This window comes from bacterium (assembly GCA_016716565.1).
Taxonomy (GTDB): domain Bacteria; phylum Bacteroidota; class Ignavibacteria; order Ignavibacteriales; family Ignavibacteriaceae; genus IGN2.
Map to the genome: position 1 here is coordinate 735,876 of JADJWC010000001.1, position 17,989 is coordinate 753,864.

15 protein-coding genes are annotated in these 17,989 nt (G+C 35.7%); 13 read left to right on the forward strand and 2 right to left on the reverse strand.

Translation table 11 applies throughout. From position 1 onward, the window contains the following. The first annotated feature begins 156 nt into the window (after positions 1-156). The 4 genes from rsmI (at position 157) to IPM14_03255 (ending at position 3,213) form a co-directional block, all read left to right on the forward strand. On the forward strand, positions 157-828 hold the full coding sequence (rsmI, locus tag IPM14_03240) for a 16S rRNA (cytidine(1402)-2'-O)-methyltransferase (protein ID MBK9097132.1): 672 nt from the start codon (positions 157-159) through the stop codon (positions 826-828). A 7-nt stretch (positions 829-835) separates the two neighbouring features. Further along, complete coding sequence (locus tag IPM14_03245) at positions 836-1,654, forward strand: hypothetical protein (GenBank protein ID MBK9097133.1); 819 nt, start codon at positions 836-838, stop codon at positions 1,652-1,654. Between the two features lie 112 nt (positions 1,655-1,766). Continuing rightward, on the forward strand, positions 1,767-2,480 hold the full coding sequence (locus tag IPM14_03250; GenBank protein MBK9097134.1) for a GNAT family N-acetyltransferase: 714 nt from the start codon (positions 1,767-1,769) through the stop codon (positions 2,478-2,480). Between the two features lie 355 nt (positions 2,481-2,835). Continuing rightward, positions 2,836-3,213, forward strand: coding sequence for a hypothetical protein (locus IPM14_03255; GenBank protein MBK9097135.1), 378 nt, complete (start codon positions 2,836-2,838; stop codon positions 3,211-3,213). Between the two features lie 52 nt (positions 3,214-3,265). Here the strand turns inward: IPM14_03255 and rlmD are convergent, their stop codons facing one another. Both rlmD and IPM14_03265 read right to left on the reverse strand, forming a co-directional pair. Further along, positions 3,266-4,687, reverse strand: coding sequence for a 23S rRNA (uracil(1939)-C(5))-methyltransferase RlmD (rlmD, locus tag IPM14_03260; protein MBK9097136.1), 1,422 nt, complete (start codon positions 4,685-4,687; stop codon positions 3,266-3,268). Further along, positions 4,684-5,328: a methyltransferase domain-containing protein gene (locus IPM14_03265; GenBank protein ID MBK9097137.1), complete on the reverse strand. Its 645-nt coding sequence runs from the start codon at positions 5,326-5,328 to the stop codon at positions 4,684-4,686. The genes rlmD and IPM14_03265 overlap by 4 nt, the downstream gene beginning before the upstream one ends. A gap of 196 nt (positions 5,329-5,524) precedes the next feature. On the opposite strand from IPM14_03265, the gene IPM14_03270 reads away from it, so the two are divergent. From IPM14_03270 to IPM14_03310, 9 genes are all read left to right on the forward strand, one after another. After that, positions 5,525-7,552 carry a S9 family peptidase gene (locus tag IPM14_03270; GenBank protein ID MBK9097138.1) on the forward strand — a complete coding sequence of 676 codons (2,028 nt, stop codon included), beginning with the start codon at positions 5,525-5,527 and terminating at the stop codon, positions 7,550-7,552. Next, positions 7,552-7,965 (forward strand): DUF1232 domain-containing protein, encoded by a 414-nt coding sequence (locus IPM14_03275; GenBank protein ID MBK9097139.1) that lies wholly within the window; start codon positions 7,552-7,554, stop codon positions 7,963-7,965. Before IPM14_03270 ends, IPM14_03275 begins: the two co-directional genes overlap by 1 nt. A 60-nt stretch (positions 7,966-8,025) precedes the next feature. Next, positions 8,026-8,556, forward strand: coding sequence for an NUDIX hydrolase (locus IPM14_03280; GenBank protein ID MBK9097140.1), 531 nt, complete (start codon positions 8,026-8,028; stop codon positions 8,554-8,556). Between the two features lie 78 nt (positions 8,557-8,634). Then, a complete protein-coding gene (gene recN, locus IPM14_03285) occupies positions 8,635-10,338 on the forward strand; it encodes a DNA repair protein RecN (GenBank protein ID MBK9097141.1) in 1,704 nt (567 codons plus the stop codon). A gap of 74 nt (positions 10,339-10,412) precedes the next feature. Continuing rightward, the gene (locus IPM14_03290; protein ID MBK9097142.1) at positions 10,413-11,468 is read left to right on the forward strand and encodes a hypothetical protein; all 1,056 of its coding nucleotides are present in this window, start codon (positions 10,413-10,415) and stop codon (positions 11,466-11,468) included. A gap of 67 nt (positions 11,469-11,535) precedes the next feature. Beyond that, complete coding sequence (gene hemW, locus IPM14_03295) at positions 11,536-12,678, forward strand: radical SAM family heme chaperone HemW (protein MBK9097143.1); 1,143 nt, start codon at positions 11,536-11,538, stop codon at positions 12,676-12,678. A gap of 12 nt (positions 12,679-12,690) precedes the next feature. Beyond that, positions 12,691-13,914, forward strand: coding sequence for a dicarboxylate/amino acid:cation symporter (locus IPM14_03300; protein MBK9097144.1), 1,224 nt, complete (start codon positions 12,691-12,693; stop codon positions 13,912-13,914). Between the two features lie 40 nt (positions 13,915-13,954). Beyond that, positions 13,955-16,369, forward strand: a complete 2,415-nt coding sequence (locus tag IPM14_03305; GenBank protein MBK9097145.1) for an immune inhibitor A — start codon at positions 13,955-13,957, stop codon at positions 16,367-16,369. A gap of 374 nt (positions 16,370-16,743) precedes the next feature. Continuing rightward, positions 16,744-17,952, forward strand: coding sequence for a T9SS type A sorting domain-containing protein (locus tag IPM14_03310; GenBank protein MBK9097146.1), 1,209 nt, complete (start codon positions 16,744-16,746; stop codon positions 17,950-17,952). Positions 17,953-17,989: the final 37 nt, after the last annotated feature.

Consider the following 17,989-nt stretch of genomic DNA (forward strand, 5'->3'; position numbering starts at 1 on the left):
CTGAAAAATAAGGGTTTGTCATATTGAGCGAAGCGAAATATCTCAATGTTAATGGTAATGAGATTCTTCACTTCGTTCAGAATGACAGTTTGGTAATTTTTCAGAATGTTCGAAAAAAGTAACTTCATTTTGGTTGGAATTGCCTAATTTTATTTTATGAAAAAAGCACTTTTTATAGTCTCGACTCCAATAGGTAATTATGAAGATATAACGCTTCGTGCACTCAGAGTGCTGAAAGAAGTTGATTTTATTATATGCGAGGAATTTAAGGAAGCCAGAAGACTTCTCTCGAAATATAAAATTGACAAACCGCTGGTTGAATTGAATGAGCATAATGAAAATGAAGCATCCGATGAAATCTTGATGGAACTACTGGAAGGAAAATCTGCAGCACTAATTTCCGATTGCGGAACGCCTTTGTTTTCAGATCCGGGACATTTACTTGTTGATCTCGCGATTCAAAATAAAATTGATGTTGTTCCTATTCCTGGAGTTAGTTCTTTGCTTGCAGCTTTGGTGGGCAGCGGAATGGATTTTGAAAAATTCTATTACTATGGATGGCTTTCACCAAAGAAAGATATCCGCAGAAAACAATTGCTTGATCTGAAAAAGAGAAAAGAAACAATAGTTTTAATGGATACTCCTTACCGCTTAAAAACTTTGATGGAAGATATAGTAAAAATTCTCGGTGCAAATATTCCTTGTGTTCTTGCGTTTGAGCTTACAAAAGAAAGGGAAAAATTTTATCGGGGAAATACTGGGAATATTTTAAATCACGTTGAAAAAGAGAATTTAAAAGGGGAGTTTGTATTAATAATTAAAAATTGAATTTAAATTGTTTTATCCATCTAAAAAGCTCGTTACAGTTCTCCTTTTCATTCTTATTTTTACATTATCCTGTACTTTTGACAAAAATCAACCTTCCAAAAAAATTTTATTTGAATCACGAACAACAAAATATAAATACGTTGACGGCAAATTAGATTCAACAGGGACTCTCTTTGAAAGAATCATTTATGAAAAGTTTGGAAGAGATTCAGTAATTGAGAACTATGATGGAAATGGTTCACTTTATCTCAAAACTTTACTGTTCTATGATTCAATCGGTAATAAAATAAAATCTGTCGATTGCAAACCTGATGGAAAAGTAGAATCAACAACTGAATTTAAATACTCAGTCGATGGAAAACTTTTAGAGCGGAACAGGGAACACGTCAATGGCGGAATTAATCAAGGAAAATTTTTTTATGATGACAAAGGAAACCGAATTAAAGAAATATGGACTTCAAAATGGTATCTCGGTCAATCTGATGAATGGTACACTTCGGAAGTTATTCTTTTGAAAACTTATAATGATAAAGGTTATTGCATCGGAGTGAAAGAATCAGCTAACGGCAAACCATTTGTCGATAAGAAAACAGTATTCGATTCATTGGGTCATATAATTTTTGAAGACTGGGGCGATAATCTTCGGAAATACACTTACGATGAAAACGGAAACGAAACTGAACACTTGTATTTAGACGTAAATCAGAAGTTAGTAAAGCGTTGGGTAAGTGTTTATGATACCAATAATGTCCGGGTTGAATATATAACTTATAATTCTTTGAATGAGCCTGTCGAAGTTTTGAAAAAGGAAATGGTCTATAAGTGAATTGGTAGTAAAGATTAATTCTAAAACATCGTTATGCTTAAATTGAGAATAAAATTGTGTTATGATTTCCAGATAAAAATACTGAATTTTAGTTCATCAATAAGGATTACATATGAATGACTACGAAATAAAACTAAAAGACAATATTACATTGAATACAATCTCTAAAGTTATTGTTGATGAAACATCAAAGCTGGGATTTAAGCGGGCAGATTATATTTCACTCGTGAATGATTTACTGGATATCTCAATGCATAACGAGAACACAATCGAGTTGAAAGAAAAAGAAGAGATCATATCAAGAGGCGCTAAATTTAAATTTCCGATACGAGGGAAAAACATCCACTTAAGATTATTTAATTTGAAAACTGATTTCGATGTTGTGCAGGAGTGGCTAAACGACAGTGCCGGTCAATGGTTTTTACTGGACCGCTCATCTTACCGCGAAAAAACATCTCTGCAGATATTCGAAAATGAGAGGAACATTTTTGGGATTATTACTCTTCCTGACAAAACACCTATCGGACTTATGGCATTTTTAAATTATGACCAGATTAACCACAAAGCTGAAATGCGAAAATTAATCGGTGAAAAAATTCACAGGGAAAAAGGTTATGCAAAGGAAGCTACAACCTTGTGGATTCAGTATGGCATCAGAAATTTAGGTTTGAAAAAAATCTACCTGAATACAATTGAAAACAATCTCAGGAACGTTGCAATTAACAAGGAACTTGGCTTTCAGATTGAAGGACTGCTTCGTAGAGAATTTTTAATAAACAATGAATACTATGATGTATTGAGGATGGCATATATCGTTGAAGATTAATACTGATTAATCTTTTTCCCCGAAATATTTTAACTGTTTTTTGAAGAGAGTTCCTTCCGCTACTATTCTTTCGCATTCCTTACAATTTAAAAAATCATTTTCATTCTTTAATTGATAGTTGCAAAACAATCGTTCAATGGGCGTATTTATTTGAAACACAAATTTCTACTGTTTAAATGTGATTATCGAATAGAGACAAATTGATATTCATTCCTTAGCAAAAAGTTAGTCCATTATTGGTATGGAAATTGGGTTTTCAAATTACCTTGTTAAATGAGGGCACACTTTGCTTGTTAAAATTGTAGAAAAAGTAAAGCGTAAAAAAATCTATTAGGGACCAATTGAGGGAAAATTAATGTATCCAGACTATAACGCTATGGTCAATGAATTTATCAGACCAGCTGTTTCACTTTTTCTTTTTGTTTTTCTGATTCTTGGATGGGTGACAGCTTTCATGTTGATGAAGGAAAACACTATCCTTAGAATTAAACTGGGAAAAGAAGACGAAAGAATAAAAGAAGATTTCAAAATTTGGCTGTTAAGAAAAACCGCACCTTTCGTATTCTCGCTTTATAAAGTTAAAGCTTCTTTACAGGAAGAACTTCAGCCTTATCTAAAACACGTCGTAAGGAAAAATCGTAAAATCCTGAAACTGGCATTTAGATTAAATATTCTGACCAGTATCATATCAACTGTATTTGGGATTGTTTCCACCAGAACGATTGGGAAGTAAGGAAATAGCAAACTGATTGAACGTTTACAATTTAATAAACCCAAAGTGTTCTCTATTTCACAAGTAATGCAACGCTTTCAATGTGGTAGGTATGTGGAAACATATCCACCGGTCTTATCTTCACTAATTTGTAGCCACCTTCAACAAAAAGTTTTATGTCTCTCACCTGCGTAGTTGGATTGCAGCTAACATAAACAATTTTTTCCGGACTTAATTCAAGAACATCTTTTACAGTTGTTGGATGCATTCCACCTCGCGGCGGATCGAGAATCACCACATTCGGTTTTGGAAGTACGTTAGTGAAAGGCAAAAATGTTTTATAAAGATCAGCCTGTACGAAAGAAACGTTTTCAACTTTATTGATTTCAAGATTTTCCTTTGCATCGTAGATTGATGATTCAACAGATTCAAAACCGTAAACTTCTTTCGCGTTATCTGAAATATAAATTGCGATTGTCCCTGCACCGGAATATAGATCATATACTATTTCATCACCTTTTAAATCCGCATATTCCAAAGCTGTGCTGTAAAGTTTTTCTGCCTGAATTGTATTGGTTTGGAAAAACGAATTTGCACTTATCCTGAATTTGTGGTTTCCTATTTTATCGTAAATGTATCCACTTCCGTGGTAAACAATTTCATAGTCACCTACAGCAATGGAAGCTTTCTTCTTGCTGATATTGTTAACTATGGTTGTAATTTCAGGAAATTTACTGGTGATAGCAGATACAAATTCTTTCATCAGGATTTCGTTCTCTTCATACGTAACGAGGTTCAACATTATCTCTTTGGTTTTCTGAGCCTGCCTGATTACAAAATTGCGCAGGTAACCTGATTGAGTTTTGGTATTGTAAATTGATACATGGCGTTTTTTAAAAAACTCCCTGGCGAAATTTAGTATGTGATTACTAAGTTCTGACTGGAGAAAACATTCTTCAATATCCAGAATTTTTTCAAAATTGTTTGGCACATGCAGCCCAAGAAAAAATCCTTTGTCGGGGACTGTATCATTTTCCAGAATTGGAAGCCACTGTGAATCTGAAAAAGAGAATTCCATTTTATTTCTGTAGTAAAAAATATTTTCCGATGGGAGAATACTCTCCATTTCGAAATTTTTAAACCCGCCATCGTGATTAAATATATCCTCAACCTGTTCCTGCTTGTAAGCGATTTGCTGATTGTAATCGAGATCCTGCTGCTTGCAGCCGCCGCAGGTACCGAAATATTTGCAGTGCGGCTGAACTCTCTGCGGTGAAGGCATTAATACTTGCTCTGCAATTGCTTCAGCATAAGATTTTTTCAGCTTTTTTATTTTAGCCGAAACAGTATCTCCGGGATAAGCTCCGTTAACAAAAACTATAAATGAATCAGGCTCAGCATTTTCTGATGGATTTTCAATATCAATTCTTCCAATGCCCTTTCCTTCAAAAGCATACCTGTCAACTTTAATTTGAATTATGTCACCCTTGTTCAATTTGCTTTCCTCATTATTAAAGATTTGAAGCCAATATATTTATTCCCGCCGTGTCTGAGGTAGGCATTAGCTTCATGCTTTATTTTTGCAAAATATTTTTTGTTGTCTTCTTTTTCTTCTATACCTGTCTTCGAAACATCAAGAATTACTTTTTCATAAAAATCTTTCATAGTAGATGAATGATCTTTCTCACTCAGCACTTCGAATCCTTTACTTTCATAAAATGCGTTTATGGCTGAACCAGAAATTGGTTCAAGATTGCTCTGTTCCCAGATATCAGTTACAAATTTTGGAATAGGTTCTGCGAGAGAAACGATTTCCCCTATACAAACTTTTCCCTGCGGGCCGATAATTCTTTTTATTTCTTTGAGAATATTTTTTCTTTCCGGGATAGAAATCGAACCCTGAGCAAAAATTAAATCAAAATTTTCATCAGCAAAGTCGGTGTGAGCATAATCCATCATTTTGACTTTTATTTTATCCTGAGCTTTTACTTTCAATTTATATTGAAGAACCGAATTGTATTCATCCGAAATAATATGAATGTTGCTAAACATATCAATAAGTCTGACAGCAATAAATTCGCAGTTTGGACCGATGATTAATGCATGATTTCCCGCAAGCTCAGTCTGATCGAGCAAATGTTTAAGCTGCTCAACCCCTCCCGGAAGTAGAATATTTTCTGTTAAGATTTATTCCTCTGCAAAAGTTTTGTTTCTTACAATCAAATTTAATCAATATTATGTTTCCGAATTAAATACAATTTCTTTTAGATTGTCTTTAGCCTTATTAAGGCTTATTTTTTAGCACATTTTTCAAATTCTTTCTGGGGTTCCAATGAAAAAAATCATCTTATTAATTTTAATTATAACAGCTTCTATAATTCCACAATCAAAACATGCGATTACAATTGATGACTTTTGGTCAATGAAACGTATCGGTGCTTATGATATTTCACCTGATGAAAAAACCATAGTGTTTTCCTTAACCAGCTATTTGATGGAGTCAAATAAGGGAAACTCCGATCTATATTTAATTAATTCCGACGGAACAAATCTTAGAGTATTTAAAAATTCAGACAGTGGTGAAAGCGAACCAAAGTTTTCTCCTGATGGTAGTAAAATAGCTTATATAATGAACAGCCAGATTTTTATTTCTGATATTGATGGAAAAAACGAAAAGCAGATTACAAATGTTTACAGCGGTGCTTCCGGTATTGAATGGTCCAATGATGGAAAGAAAATATTATTTGTTTCTTCTGTTTATCCGGATTGCACAACTCAGGAATGCAATGAGCAAAGAGATAAGCAAAAAGAAGAAAGTAAAGTAAAAGCAATTGTTTTTGATCAACTGATGTTTAAGCATTTTGATGGCTGGCGCGGCGATAAACGAAACCACTTATTCCTGCTTGATGTTGAAACAGGAAACTTTAAAGATCTCACAGAAGGATCTATAGAAGATGTGCCCACACTTGCACTCGGTTCTTCTAATGATTATAATTTTGCTCCGGACGGAACCGAAATTGCTTTTACTATGAATCCTGAATTCAGTACGGCAACCAGTACAAACAATGAAATTTATCTTTTAAGTCTTGCAGAACTTACAGAAGCAAAACTGATTTCAACCAGCAAAGGAGTTGATTGCCAGCCGGTTTATTCTCCCGATGGTAAATATCTTGCGTGGACTTCAATGACGCGGGCTGGGTTCGAGTCAGATAAAAAAGATATTATTCTCTTTGAAAGAAAATCGGGCGAAATGCAAAACCTTACAGAAGATTTTGATCGTTCCGTTGAGGAATTCATCTGGACTCCAAACTCCCGTTATATCTATTTCACTGCAGAAAACGAAATTTATAAATCAATTTATCGTCTTGAAGTTGAATCCGGTGATATCGAAATATTCCATAAGGAAAATTATAATTCTAATATTGCATTTAATAATGACGGAAGCACACTGTTCTATCTGAAACAAAGATCGAACATGCCTTCTGAAATTTATTCGATCAGCACTGACGGACGGAATACATTAAAGCAGGTCACCTTCATCAATAAAGAAGTGCTCGATAAAATAGAATCAAATTCAGTGGAAACATTCTGGAGTGATGGTGCAGACGGAACACCAGTGCAGTCAATTTTAGTTAAGCCGCCGTTCTTCGATCCTGAAAAAAAATATCCGATGGTATTCTTAATTCATGGCGGACCACAGGGTTCGTGGAGTGATAATTTCCACTACAGATGGAGTTATCAGATGTTTGCTGCTCAGGGTTATGTTGTTGTTGCACCAAATCCGAGAGGTTCAACCGGTTACGGACAAAAATTTACTGATGAAATTTCCGGTGACTGGGGAGGAAAGGTCTATGTTGATTTGATGAATGCATATGATCACGCAGTCGTAAATTTTTCTTTCATAGATGAAATTAACACTTTTGCAGCCGGTGCATCTTTCGGCGGTTATATGATTAATTGGATTGCCGGACACACTGATAGATTTAATGCACTTGTTTCCCATGCAGGAGCTTTCAATCTTGAAAGCAAATATGGTACAACAGAAGAATTGTGGTTTCCCGAATGGGAATACGGCGGACCGCCTTGGGAAAAGAGAGAAGTTTATGAGAAATGGTCACCGCACAGATACATCCACAACTGCAAAACTCCCGTACTGATAACTCATGGTGCTCTCGATTTCAGAGTTACAGAAGACCAGGCGTTTCAGCTTTTTACTTACTTACAGAGGCTGGGAGTTGAAAGTAAATTTTTATATTTCCCAGACGAAACCCATTTTATTTCCAAACCACAGAACTCACGTTTGTGGTGGGCTACAGTTCACGACTGGTTCAATAAATTTAAGAGAACAGGAGCTTTCTAATGAAAGAAAAAAATTTTAATGAGTTTGTAACTGAAGACGATATATTTGAAGGCAGCGAAGATCTCGGGGCTTTGAACTTCGGTCAAATGAATGAACAGAAAATGGAAGAATACAAAGAGAAAGAAAAATTTGTCGATGAGAACCTCTGGGGAAAGCTTGAAAAATCAGGGAAACGGATTTCATTCGCCAAAGACATACTCGCACTTTACAGGTATATGAAAGATCCGTTAGTCAAGTGGTACAGAAAAGCAATCGTAATAGCTGCACTTGTTTATTTTATTGTTCCCATTGATACTATCCCTGATCTGACACCCTTATTTGGTTATCTGGATGACCTCGGTGTTATAACGGCTCTGTTAAAATATCTCGGAAGCGAATTATTGGAATATTATCCTTCGGGATACAGAACCTGAAAACAAAATTTTTATAGTCATCGCAGCATCTCAATTCTGAAATTATTTTCTGAAAGAAGTATGAATTATCGTATTGTTAAAAGTGATATAATCTATCGTGGAAAAGTTTTTAATACGCTTGTTGATCAGATTGAATACAACAGCGGTAACAAAGCAATCCGTGAAGTAGCAGAACATCCCGGTGGAGCAGTCGTCGTTCCGGTAACTGAGGATGGAAAGATTGTAATGGTTACCCAGCATCGTTTTCCGGTTAACCAGGTTTTACTCGAACTTCCAGCTGGAAAATTGAGCAAGGGAGAGGATCCTTTCGTTTGTGCTGTCCGCGAATTAGAAGAAGAAACTGGATATAAATCTGACAATGTAACACCTTTAGGAAGTATTTATACAACTCCCGGATATTCAACAGAGAAACTCTGGATATACCTGGCAAAAAATTTAAGACCCGGTGCTCACAACCGTGAAGAAGGAGAGTTTGGTATGCAAGTATTAGAATTTCCCTTTCAAGAAGTTGAGGAGAAAATTTATAATGGACAGATAGTCGATGGAAAAACAATCTGTGGTATCTTTTTAGCAAGAAATTCACTTTTTTAATGTTGTCATTTCACTTATTCTTTTGAAAAGAAAATGCCATATCTTTGAGATGTGGCATTTTTATTTGATAAATGATTTATGCTCAAATCTTTTGAAGTTAAAGACTACGCTTTAATTGAACATATCACAGTTGAGTTTGGAAACGAACTCAATATCATCACCGGAGAAACCGGTGCAGGCAAATCAATATTGATTGATGCGATGAGTCTGCTTCTCGGTGAAAGAGCCTCAACAGAAGTAATTCGCAAAGGAGCGCAAAAATCTTTTGTCGAAGGAATCTTCAATGTAAAGGGAAATAAAAAAGTAAAATCTCTCCTTAAAGAAAATGAAATTGAATTTAATGACGATTTAATTATCCGCCGCGAAATTTCACTCAAAGGATCAAACCGGTGTTTCATCAATGATACTCCAGTAAATCTGAATCTGGTAAAAGATATTGGAAATCTGTTAGTTGATCTTCACGGACAGCACGAGCATCAATCTCTTCTTCGTACAGAAACTCACATAGATTATCTCGATGAATTCGGTGATTATGGAGATCTGCTTCAGCAGTATAGAAAGATTTATTCAGAACTTCTCCAGAAGGAAAGTGAACTGAAGGATCTCCAATCCAAAGAAAGCAGCATCAAGGAAAAGAAAGATTTTTATTCTTTCCAGATAAAAGAGATAGATAACATTTCACCGGAAGAAGACGAAGAAGAAAAGCTGATTTCCGAATTGAAAATTCTCGAGAACTCAGAAAAGCTCGCAGAATCAACCACAGAAATTTATCAACTGCTTTACGAATCAGATAACTCAATTCAGACTGCATTGGCAAAAGTAAAAATGCTTCTTCAAAAACTGAATGAGATAGATAAATCTTTTTCCGAAGTTTTAAATGAATCAGAATCCGCATTAGCACAGATCGAAGACATTTCCGGCTTCATCAGAAATTACAATTCAAAGATTAATCTTGATCCGGAAGAAGTTGAAGAAAAGCGGCAGAGACTCGGTGCAATAAATCTTTTAAAGAAAAAATATGGCGGTTCGATAAAAAGCATTCTTGAAAATCGAAAAAAAATTGGTGAAGAATTTGAGCTTGCCGAAAATTTTTCCGGGAAAATTCACGAACTGTCAAAAAATATTTTTGAATTGAAAAAGAATGCCGGAAGTCTGGCCAGGAGTTTATCTAAAAAAAGAGAACAGGCAGCGAAGCTTGTCAAAAAAGGAATAGAAGAAACATTAAAAGAACTTGGTATTCAATACCCGCAATTCAAAACACAGATTGTAAACAAACAAAATGATGATGAGTCGGGAGTTTTTGCAGATGGAAAATATTTTAATTCGACCTCCAAGGGAATTGATGAAGTAGAATTTTTCATTTCGACAAATCCCGGCGAAGATCTGAAGCCATTGTCCAAAGTTGCATCAGGTGGTGAAGTTTCTAGAATTATGCTTGCACTGAAATCGACACTCGCAAAAAATGATAAATTGCCATTGCTGATATTCGACGAAATAGATGTCGGCGTGAGTGGAAGAGTTGCTCAGAAAGTTGGTAAGGCGTTAAAAAATCTTTCAACGTTTCATCAGGTTATTTCTATCACTCATTTACCTCAAATAGCAGGTTTTGCTGATCATCATTTTTCAATCGAAAAAATAACTCAAAATGAGAGGGTAATCAGTTCCATTAAAAAGTTACCTGAATCGGAAAGAATTACGGAAATTGCACGTCTTCTTAGCGGTGAAAAAATCACCGCAGCCAGCCTTAAAAGCGCCCGCGAATTGATCGGTCAAAAGGAATAATATTTGCTTCTTGTAATCAATTAATCATTCATTGTTGATTTAAAGAAGCATTTTTAATTTCTAATACGATCTGAATGAAAAAAACATTAAACACAATTTTTATTGCGACTATTCTTGTCTTGCAATTTTCATCTAGAATAAATTCGCAGTCAATCTCTGAAACTCTATCTAATTTATCTTCGGATGCAGTTCTGAAATATTCCGAACCCGTTATCAGTGCATTTGGGTCGAGCATGAACTCGGGATGGTTTACAGGTTTGCCTGCTTCTTCAAATGGAATTCATGCAAAACTGAGATTTGTTGGAGTTGGATCATTCTTTTCAGATGATTTGCGGACATTCAGTCATACAGGCAATTTACGATTAACATCAGCTCAAGTTGATGAAATTCTTATTTCCTCCGGTTACGACCCAAACACCATTCCTGATTATGAATCAGTAAAGAATGAAATACTTTCGAGAGATTGGGAAGTAATATTTAACGGACCAACCATCACCGGAAATTATGATGACTATCTCAAAGTTGATTTTCCTTCCGCTGAAGTTCAGGGATACACGATCGATCAATACACACTCGAGCTAACAGATGTTCGCGGGTATCTGGACAATATTGATATCATGCCTTCACCGGCAATCCAGTTTGATCTTGGTAGCGTAATAGGGACTGGTGTTTCAGTTCGTTATTTCCGCGGAATAAATCTACAGGATTTGGGTATTGTAAATATCTGGGGTGCTGGATTCACTCATAATCTGAATTACTGGTTTGCGGAATCATTACCGATCGAGATTGGTTTTGGATATTATTTCCAGAATTTCAAAGTTGGAGATATTTTTAAGAATACAGCTTCCCAATTGGGAATGTTCATCAGTAAAAAATTAGGCGGAAGGATTTCAATAGAGCCGTACGCAAGTCTGACTTATGAAAGTTCGCGCAGTGAAATTGATTATAAATATGAATTTGATAGTCCTGCAGGAAGACAAGAACTTCAACTTCAGATCGATTATAGTGGTGACCGAAGTGTTAACCTCGCAATCGGGACATCGATAAATCTTTCAATTTTTGTTGTGAATTTTGATTATAAATTTGGCGGAACAAGTACCGGTACAGCAGGCATAGGATTCGGATTTTAATTTTTTTTATTTCATTTCTTTTCTCTTTCCTATAACTTAGCGTAAAAACGATTTGACTTTTACGCAATTGAAACAAACTGCCTGCTACATACATATTCCTTTCTGCGATCATAAATGTATTTATTGTGATTTCTATTCAATAATTACTTCGGATAATATTAATTCATTTCTGAAATCTTTGAAAAAAGAAATCGAACATTATGCTGAAAAGTACTCAGAGGGAAGAGAACTAATTTCAATCTACTTCGGTGGGGGAACTCCATCACTGATGGATGCAGATTATATTTCGGAAATTATCGGGGATATCAAATCAAATTTTTCTGTACTTAATAATGCGGAAATTTCACTGGAGACAAATCCTGGTACTGTCTCACTTGATAAACTGAAATTGTTCAAGCAAGCAGGAATTAATAGGATAAGTGTTGGCATTCAATCATTTGATGACGATGATTTGAGATTTCTCACGCGAATTCATAATTCGGAAACTGCAATTCAAACAGTAAATGATGCAGCCAAAGCTGGATTTGAAAATATTAGTCTAGATCTAATTTTCAATTTACCCGGACAAACAAAACAAAAATGGCTGGAGAACTTAAAACAATCAATCAATCTTCCAATCAACCACATTTCTGCTTACAGCCTGATACTTGAACGAGGAACTATACTTAACAAAATGGTTCTCGATGGAAAAGTAAAAATCGCCGATGAAGATTATGATGCTGAGCTTTATCAAACTACAATTGAACATTTAACTTCAAATGGATTTCATCAGTATGAGGTTTCAAATTTTTCGAAGCCTGGTTTTGAGTGTGTTCACAATAATGCTTACTGGCATTACACGGATTATTTTGGTTTTGGTACTTCAGCACATTCATTTATAAATGGAAGACGATGGTGGAATTTTTCAAGTCTGAAAATGTATATAGACAAAATTGAAAATAGCGGAAATGCTGTTGCAGGTTCGGAAGATATAAGCAATGAAAAAGCTATTGATGAATTTGTAATGCTTGAACTGCGCAGTTCAGGATTAAATCTGCAAAAACTCAATAATCAATTTGGAATCGAAATAAAGGAATGGTTAAAAAATAAATATCCTTATTTTGAACTATTGAAGAATCAGAATTTTGTAACAATCGATAACGATATTGTTAAACTTACTCCAAAAGGATATGCTGTCTGCGATGAAATACTTTCAGAAATTCTTTCATAAATTAATTTAAGAATGTTCAAACTTAAACTCCACTGGCAAATACTGATCGCTTTAATCCTTGGAATTCTTTATGGATTATTTTTTCCCGGGGCAGCAGATTACGTTACCTGGATGGGGACAATTTTCCTTCGCGCACTCAAAATGATAATCGTTCCACTCGTGTTCAGCTCAATTGTTTCGGGAGTTACAAGTATCGGCTCGGCTCAGAGTTTAGGTAGATTGGGTTTAAAGACCGTTACTTACTATGTGCTGACAAGCCTTTTTGCTATACTGACAGGATTAGTTTTAGTGAATTTTATGAAGCCTGGAGTTGGTGCTGATCTCGGGTTCAGTGAGTCAGTTGAAGGATTAAGTACAGTATCAGGCGGACTAGCTGATATTATTTTCAGGATTATCCCCGAAAATGTTTTCCAGGCTTTCATAACTGCAGATATGCTAGCGATAATCTTTTTTTCACTTCTGTTTGGATTCTTTATAACGAGAACTCAAAATAACTCAAGAGATCAGTTAACAAATTTCTTCAATGCTTTCTTTGAAGTAATGATGAAGATGACTGTATTCATAATAAAGTTTGCGCCGCTTGGTATCTTCGGGATAGTTGCCGGAGTTGTTGCACAGCAGGCTGGTGACAGAGAAGCGCTTTTTGGAATTATGCACCGGATGGGTCTTTATATGTTGACTGTTATACTGGGACTTGCATTTCACACGTTCATTACTTTACCACTGATCTTAAAATTAATCGGGAGAGTAAGCCCTAAACTTCATTTCAAGGCGATGACAACTCCTTTGCTTACTGCATTTTCAACGGCATCTTCATCAGCAACTCTTCCATTGACAATTGAAGCTGTGGAAAACGAAGCCGGTGTATCAAATAAAATATCGAGCTTTGTTTTACCGCTTGGCGCAACAATTAATATGGATGGTACGGCTTTGTATGAATGTGTAGCTGCAATGTTTATTGCCCAGGCATATGGAATTGAATTGAGTTTTGCACAGCAGATGATAGTAGTTATAACAGCTTTGCTTGCATCAATTGGCGCCGCAGGAATTCCAATGGCAGGTCTCGTAATGATGTCAATAGTTTTAACTGCGGTTGGACTTCCACTTGAAGGTGTTGGATTAATTCTTGCAGTTGACAGAATACTCGATATGTGCAGAACAGCAGTAAACGTATTCAGTGATACATGCGGAACGGTAGTTATTGCAAAAACCGAAGGTGAATCTCTAAAGATTTAATAAAAATTAAAAATGCTTTATAAAATTTTATGGTGTTAAAATGAAAAATTTGATTTCAATTCTTATTCTTTTGTCTGTCTCAATTTATTCACAAAACGTTAAACAGATAAAACTATTCATCAATAATGAAATTGATGTTCAGAAAGCTCAATCTCTCTCTTTAAATTTTGAGCATTCGATAGTAGATAAAGAGGGCGGCTTTACAATGTTTGTGAACGAAAAAGAGTTTGCTGCTATTTCAAACTCTGGAGTCAATTATCAAATACTTATTGATGACTGGCATGCATATTATAACTCACTGCCGAAGTTATCCGAAGCCGAAAAAGAATTTATTAAAATGGATAGTCAGCGAGATTTTGGTGTTACCGGATTTGATTTCGGCTCGATGGGAGGTTACTACACATTTACCGAAATTGAAGCAGACCTTGATGAAATGTTCCAGCTATATCCGAATCTTATCACACAAAAATTTTCTATCGGAACAAGCCATGAAGGGAGAACAATTTGGGCAGCTAAAATTTCAGACAACCCAGGCCTAAACGAAAATGAGCCGACGGTTGGATTTGATGCTTTGGTTCATGCACGCGAGCCTCAATCGATGGCAACGCAGATGTATTATATGTGGTATCTACTGGAAAATTATGGAACTGATCCAGAAGCAACTTACCTTGTGGATAACAGAGAAATGTATTTTGTTCCATGCTTCAATCCTGATGGTTACGAATATAACAGACTAACAGATCCAAACGGCGGCGGTATGTGGAGAAAGAACAGACGAAATAACGGCGGAAGTTATGGAGTAGATCTTAACCGGAACTTCGGTTATATGTGGGGTTATGATGATATTGGTTCCAGTCCTATTCCAAGTTCTGAAACATACAGAGGTCCTTCAGCATTTTCTGAACCTGAAGCACAGGCAATAAGAGATTTTGCCATTCTTAATAATTATGGAACTCATTTTAATATGCATACACATGGCGGATATATTTTATATCCATGGGGATATATTGATGCAGAAACTCCGGACTCACTAACATATAGAGAATTTGCAGCATTACTTACATCTTACAGTGGATATGCATTCGGCTCCGGTGGTCAGCTTCTCGGTTATAATTCTAATGGAAGTATTCGTGACTGGATGTACGGAGAACAGATTACAAAAAATAAAACATTCGGTTATACAATTGAAATCGGTGATGCATTCTGGCCCTCACAAAGTCAGATTTATCCGATTGCCCAGCAGAATTTACGGACGATGATTTATCAATCATTTCTTGCCGGGGAATATGTACAGCTAGTCAATCCCAATTTTAGTAAAGAATATTTTCTCCCCGGTGATGTGATTGCTCTTTCTCCCGAATTCAGGAATAAAGGACTGGCAACAGCATATAACTTGACTTTTGAATTAAGTTCTCCAAGTCAGTATGTGAGCATCATAGTCGGCAGTGCATCTCTGGATTCAATTGAAGCAAGAAGTTCATCTGCAATTTCACAACCATTATTTTTTGAAATATCAAGTCAAACTCCGGTTGAAACACAAATACCTGTAGTGTTAACAACAAAAATTAATGGAGTTACAGCCTCAAGTGACACAACAAATATTATTACTGGTTTTCCGGTTTTTATATTTGAGGATAATGCCAATGATCCAGATGCGTACTGGACAATTACAAAAACACCGACAACAAGCCCTCAATGGGACTCAACTTATAAATCTTTCTATTCAGAGCCGAATTCTTACACAGATAGTAAAAATGGCAACTACATTAATAATGCAACAGTGACCATGACTTTGACTTCACCAATCGATCTTTCAGGATACCCTAATCCAAAATTAAGTTACTGGACAAAACTGGATATTGAAAGTGATTATGATTATGGACAGGTAAAAGTATCAACAAATAACGGAACCAGCTGGATTCCACTTGCAGGCAACTATACTCAGCCTGGTGTTTCTCCACAACCTGTGGGTCAGCCTGTTTATGATGGAAACATTTCAAACTGGGTAAAAGAAGAAATAAGTCTTGCTGCTTACACAAGTAATCTGGTAAAGATTCAATTCCAGTTAAAAACAGATGGCGGAGTTACAAGAGATGGCTGGTATCTTGATAACATTGGAATTTTTATTTACACTATTCCTACCGGAATTATTAAAGATGAAAAACCGGTTTATAAATTTTCATTGGAACAGAATTATCCAAATCCATTCAATCCAAGGACAGTGGTCAGTTATCAAATTCCGATGAGTTGTAATGTAACATTAAAAGTTTATGATGTTTTGGGAAATGAAATTGCAACATTGGTTAATGAAGAAAAACCTGCAGGAAGTTATGAAGTTGAATTCAATAGTCATTCCGGCTTGTCCGGAATCGGGGAGCTATCAAGCGGAATTTACTTCTACACTTTAAAAGTTGGAAATTTTGTTGAATCCAGGAAAATGATACTAATGAAATAATTAAATCATATCGAAGAAATTCCAACCCCGCTGAATAATAAAGCGGGGTTTTTTATTTGCTTGTGACAAGCAAGGCACTATTGTTTTTATTCAAAATTAATTTGATGTTTGCCTCCAATAAAATGTCTGATATTTAAAGATGGTTTTATAGCCCTAACTAGCTATCCCCCAATAATCTTAATCTTCTTATATCCCTAAGCGTAGATGCGGTGATTATGTTTTTTGCTTTGGTTAATTAATGCTTAGCAATTAAATGAATACATGGCTCTGTTCGTAATAGGGATTTAATTACAAGTTGAGGGTTTTATTTAAAAATTCGGATTGATTTGATTTTATTAATTAACAATAAATAATTCAAAAATAAGGGTACAAAAGTGAAAACTGTTTTATCTCTATTACTTATTTTATCTCTCAATGCTGTGGTAACTGCACAATGGCAGCAAATCATTTCCGGATTACCAAGCTCTTCAGTCTATGGACTGGATACAGACGAACAGTACATTTATGCGGGCACCAGCAGTTCCGGAGTGTATCGTTCATCAAATAAAGGAAACAATTGGATTGCTGCTAATAGTGGATTACCAGCTTCAAATGCCTGGGAAGTTAATTCAATCAACGATACTCTGTTCGTGGGATTTTTTGGTCCCGGCGCATATCGTTCAGCTGACTACGGAATTACATGGGATACTCTTTTAATCGGGCAACTGAGTAGCTCTGTCCGGAGTTTTATCTCTCTTAATAATTTTCTATTTGCAGCAACCTGGGGAAGTGGAATTTTCCGATCTTCCGATGGAGGTGATAATTGGACTCCAATAAATAATGGATTAAATCACCAAACATTTTGGGATATTTTCTCTATCGGAGATACTTTGCTCGCTGCAGGTCCGGGTGCAGGGATATATCGCTCCACTGACAATGGTAATAACTGGGTTCAATCAAATGATGGATTAACAGATTTAGTAGCTTACAGAATTTGTTCATCAAATAATCACATCTTCATTGGAACTGCATACAGTGGAGTGTTTCGTTCCTCCGATTTTGGTAAAAGCTGGTCTCAGGTAGGACTGAGCGGCAATACCATTTATGCTTTTTTATCGTATGGCACTTTTCTTTTCGCTGGCACTAGTAATACAGGGGTTTTTATTTCAACAGATTCCGGAAATACCTGGGAAGAATTTAATAATGGCAATATAGCAGGACAGGTGGTTGAGATAGTAACAGATAGTACTTACTTGTATGCTGCGACGCTTGGTGGCGGCGTTTATCGCTACGACGTAAATAATATCACTTCAGTTAACAACTCCGATTTAGAAATACCAGCTTCATTTGAATTAAAGCAAAACTTTCCTAATCCATTTAATCCTTCAACCAGTATCCAGTATCAAATATCTAGTATCTCGCAAGTGATTCTTAAAGTTTATGATGTTCTTGGAAACGAAGTTGCAACTTTAGTCAACGAGGAACAATCCGCTGGAAGTTATGAAGTAGATTTTGATGCTTCAGGATTATCAAGCGGAATGTATTTCTATAAAATACAAGCCGGATCATTTACTGAAACAAAAAAAATGTTACTGTTGAAATAATTTTCTCTAAACATTATTAACTTGAAGACCGTCGCAT